This window comes from Clostridium sp. (assembly GCF_036639235.1).
In the GTDB taxonomy this organism is placed as follows: domain Bacteria; phylum Bacillota; class Clostridia; order Clostridiales; family Caloramatoraceae; genus Clostridium_AB.
This window is the reverse complement of sequence record NZ_JAVWJB010000097.1, coordinates 1-2,780: the sequence shown is the minus strand read 5'-3', so window position 1 is coordinate 2,780 and position 2,780 is coordinate 1. Positions and strand designations below refer to the sequence as shown.

3 protein-coding genes are annotated in these 2,780 nt (G+C 32.1%); 1 reads left to right on the top strand and 2 read right to left on the bottom strand.

Going from position 1 to position 2,780, the window contains the following annotated elements:
• Positions 1-21 precede the first annotated feature (21 nt).
• Positions 22-1,458, bottom strand: a complete 1,437-nt coding sequence (locus RR539_RS10725; protein ID WP_332483859.1) for a protein adenylyltransferase SelO — start codon at positions 1,456-1,458, stop codon at positions 22-24.
• Between the two features lie 202 nt (positions 1,459-1,660).
• Here RR539_RS10725 and RR539_RS10720 point away from each other — a divergent pair, with 202 nt between their 5' ends.
• Positions 1,661-2,062 (top strand): hypothetical protein, encoded by a 402-nt coding sequence (locus RR539_RS10720; protein ID WP_332483860.1) that lies wholly within the window; start codon positions 1,661-1,663, stop codon positions 2,060-2,062.
• A gap of 55 nt (positions 2,063-2,117) precedes the next feature.
• On the opposite strand, the gene RR539_RS10715 is transcribed toward RR539_RS10720, so the two are convergent.
• The gene (locus RR539_RS10715; RefSeq protein ID WP_332483861.1) at positions 2,118-2,765 is read right to left on the bottom strand and encodes a pentapeptide repeat-containing protein; all 648 of its coding nucleotides are present in this window, start codon (positions 2,763-2,765) and stop codon (positions 2,118-2,120) included.
• Between the last annotated feature and the right edge of the window lie 15 nt (positions 2,766-2,780).

Sequence of the window (2,780 nt, the reverse complement as noted above, 5' to 3'; positions counted from 1 at the left end):
ATTGTGCATCCTTTTTTATATTTATGTTCCGCAGAAGGTTCTATATGTCTTATTTGACGTGTCTACCATAGCATATTTACCATAGTCCTTATTATAATCAAATGGACTTTTAAGGTATGATACCATTTCATTAACCATTGATATATCCCCATCTTCTGCTCTACTTAGAGCTTCTTCTACTAGGTGGTTTCTTGGAATAATAACAGGGTTATTCTCCATCATTCTCTTCTTAACTAAAGTCTCATCTTCACCTTGAACAGATAGTCTACCTCTCCATAGTTTAAGCCAGTTTTTAAAGTCTTCACTTTCAGGGTTTTTCACAAGAGAATAATCTTCCCTAGTTAATGCAACAAATGTATTAGTATAATCCTCTTCCTGATTTTGCATAATTGTTAACAGACCTTCAATAAGATAGCTATCTCCTTGGATTATTTCACTAAGACCTATTTTCCTGCCCATTCCTTCTATATAACTTCTTGTATATCTTCTTTGAAACTTAGCCAATTCTTCCTTAACAAGATTAATTGCTGTTTCCTCATCCTCATGTATTAAGGGAATTAGTGTTTCAGCAAATCTTGATAGGTTCCATACTGTTATACTAGGCTGGTTCTTGTAGCTGTATCTACCACTTCTATCTATTGAACTAAAAACAGTTGATGGATTATAGACATCCATAAATGCACATGGTCCATAATCTATTGTTTCACCGCTTATAGATACATTGTCTGTGTTCATAACCCCATGGATAAATCCAACTAGGTTCCACTTAACTATAAGCCTTACTTGAACCTCTACAACTCTTTTTAATAATTCTAGATATGGATTCTCTGCCTTTCTACACTCTGGGTAATGTCTATCTATAGTATAATCAGCAAGTTCTTGAAGTTCATAAACATCCCTAACCCATCTAGCAAATTGGAATGTTCCAACCCTAATATGGCTACTTGCTATTCTAGTAAGAACTGCTCCTTTAAGTACAGTGTCTCTATAAACATCCTCACCTGTTTCTACAACAGCAAGACTTCTAGTTGTAGGAATCCTAAGTCCATGCATTCCTTCACTTATAATATATTCACGAAGCATAGGTCCAAGTGCTGCTCTTCCATCTCCACCTCTTGAATAGGCAGTTCTTCCAGGCCCCTTTAATTGTACATCAAATCTCTTCCCACTTGGAGTTATATGCTCTCCAAGTAATATTGCCCTTCCATCTCCAAGCATAGTAAAATGACCAAACTGATGGCCTGCATATGCCTGTGAAATAGGCTCACTACCCTCTATTAGAATATTTCCTGATAAAAACCTAATAACATCATCATCAGTTAGGTTAATTCCAAGTTCCTGTGCAAGTGAAGAATTATATACTACAACACTAGGATCACTAACACTAGTAGGTCTCTGATAAGTATAAAAATCCTCTGGAAGTTCTATATATGTATTTTTAAAATTAAATCCACTCATATTATCACCACTTTATAATAATTATTAAATAATACCAATTATTCATTTAGTTAATATTATCACATTACTAGTATTCATAATAGGTATGTTAACTATTCAACTAACTTACCCTATATCACATATACTTCTTCTGTATATTTAACTAATTTTTTACTTATTTTAGATTTAAAAGTGATATTATAATAAACAACGAGGTGATATTATGAAAAGATTTTTAAATAAGGAATCTCTTGTTATAGGAACATTAATTACAAGTATGCTTTGTTTTTTCCTTCCATGGTTTTATTTCTGCAGGGATATTGATGATGGAAGTGGAAAATACTACTTACTTAATACTCCTTTAATACTATTGTTTTTTGTAGCAATAATATGCACTTACATTAAGGAATACCTAATTGCAGCTATATCTAGCTCTCTTATTATAGCCTATCAATTATATTTATTCTTAACCTATCCAGTAATTATCTATGCTGATAAAATTGATATACTTACTAGTTTATCCGTTACCCACTATGGGTTTTACCTAACATTATTAACACTAGTTATAGCAACTAGTTGTAACTTTAAATTCTACTTTTCTAGTAAACATCAAAAATTATCTTAAAAATAAAAGTCATAATACTAAGGCTTTCCCTAGTAGTATGACTTTAGTTTTATTATTATATTAATCCACCATCAACATAAGACTTAATTGTTCTTGTTATATAACTAAGTGTGCAGAATTCCTTGTTAATTTCATCTGTAAATCTCTTAAGTCCACTAACTAATATCTTCTCACTAAACTTCTCAAGTAGAATCATAACTATAAGCTTATTAATGTTACCATTCTTATCATCTAATGTTCTAGAGTCCTTAATAATCTTATTCTCAAGTGCAGCATTTAGTGCCTCTTCAAGTTCTGTGCTTATCTCAACCTCAGGCATTTCATCAAATACTCTAATTCCCTCTGCCTTTAGGTTAATTCCCTTAGCCTCGCTTAGATCCGTATTAAGGAAAATCGTATTCTTAAATACAGCATCCTTAAACTCACATCCCTCAAGATTAACTCCCTCAAATATAGTTCCATCAAACTTAGCTGCTCTAAACTTACTCTTCTTAAGATTAGCACCTATAAACTCTGCTTCCTTAAAAGTACACCCGTAGAAATCACTAGACTTCATATGTGCTCCTCTAAAGCTAACATAGTTAAAGTTAGACCCTGTAAAATCACAGTTATAACAATTACTTCTTTTAAGATTGTTATACATAAAATTCTTATTCTTCTTCTCTATATTATTGTACTTAAACCCAACATTCTTATCCTTCATAACATATCCACCTTT

Excerpts from the sequence above, each read along its gene's own strand:
- RR539_RS10720 (WP_332483860.1), top strand. The coding sequence starts at position 1,661 with ATGAAAAGATTTTTAAATAAGGAATCTCTTGTTATAGGAACATTAATT.
- RR539_RS10715 (WP_332483861.1), bottom strand. The coding sequence starts at position 2,765 with ATGAAGGATAAGAATGTTGGGTTTAAGTACAATAATATAGAGAAGAAG.
- RR539_RS10725 (WP_332483859.1), bottom strand. The coding sequence starts at position 1,458 with ATGAGTGGATTTAATTTTAAAAATACATATATAGAACTTCCAGAGGAT.